1 protein-coding gene is annotated in these 1268 nt (G+C 43.5%); it reads right to left on the bottom strand.

What is annotated here, in order from left to right:
- Positions 1 to 305: 305 nt before the first annotated feature.
- The coding region (tig, locus tag GRP75_RS27280) for a trigger factor (protein ID WP_160790930.1) at positions 306 to 1268 on the bottom strand (963 nt) is incomplete at its 5' end.

Consider the following 1268-nt stretch of genomic DNA (forward strand, 5'->3'; position numbering starts at 1 on the left):
AATATTTTAACATGTTCAGAGTCTCGTGTCATATTTGCATGCGCTCATATATGCAGTGCGGGCTGTTTAAAGTACACTCTGCCGAGACCTTCTCATATTTAACCATGTTTCGTATGTATGTGCAAATATACGGTAGTGACTTATGTAAAACAAGAAAACACGACTCACAGCACTTTCCATAAACGACTAAAATTTGGGTTACCAAAGGTAAAAATAAGGCACGTAACTTTCACTACGTGCCTTATCCCTATCTAATTGCTACGTTGCAGCTTGTTACAGCATACTCCGTATATTTATCGTTTGAATTATTCAGCAGCTTCAACTGGCGCTTCTACTTCTTTGCTGTTTTCCACCAACAAAGCAATTGTTTTGCGCAGTGAAATTTCTTCTTTCAGGTTAGCGAACGAGCCGTTACCTTCCAGAATGCTGCGGATTTCCTCAACTGAACGTTTGTAAGCTTCAGCCATGTTTTTCAGTTCTTCATCAATTTCCGCTTCGGAAACTTCGATGTTTTCTGCTTTAGCCACTTGCTCCAGCACGAGATTGTTACGTACGCGCTTCTCAGCATCAGCTTTCATTTGCTCTTCCAGGTCTTCCTTGCTTTGACCAGAGAATCCGAGGAACATTTCAAGGTTCATACCTTGGCTACGCAAACGGTTGTCGAAATCGCGAACCATGTTTTGCACTTCGCTCTTCACCATTGCTTCAGGAATGTCGATTGTTGCATTCTCAGCAACTTTCTCCACTACAGCACCCTCACGGGCTGCTTTAGCTTCGTTTTCCTTACGATCCAACAATTGCTTTTTCAAGTCTTCCTTGAATTCAGCCAGTGTGTCAAATTCGCTTACATCTTTAGCAAATTCATCGTCCAGTTCAGGAAGAACTTTGCGTTTCAGTTCGTGAACTTTCACTTTGAATACCGCTTGTTTGCTAGCGAGGTCAGCAGAATGGTAGTTCTCAGGGAACGTTACTTCAACGTCCTTGGAATCGCCAGTGTGCAAACCAACCACTTGCTCTTCAAAACCAGGGATAAATGTGTTAGAGCCCAGTTCCAAAGAATACTTCTCAGCTTGTCCACCTTCAAACGGTACACCGTCCACGGAACCGTCGAAGTCAATAATAGCTGTATCACCGGATTGAGCAGCGTCTTCATCAACGACAACCAATTCAGCATGACGTTGTTGCAGGCGCTCCAGTTCTTGAGCCAATTCTTCGTCGCTTACTTTGAGTTTGCTTACAGGCACTTCTACGCCTTTGTAATCGCCCAA

Source organism: Paenibacillus sp. OT2-17, assembly GCF_009827695.1.
Classification (GTDB): Bacteria; Bacillota; Bacilli; order Paenibacillales; family Paenibacillaceae; genus Paenibacillus; species Paenibacillus polymyxa_B.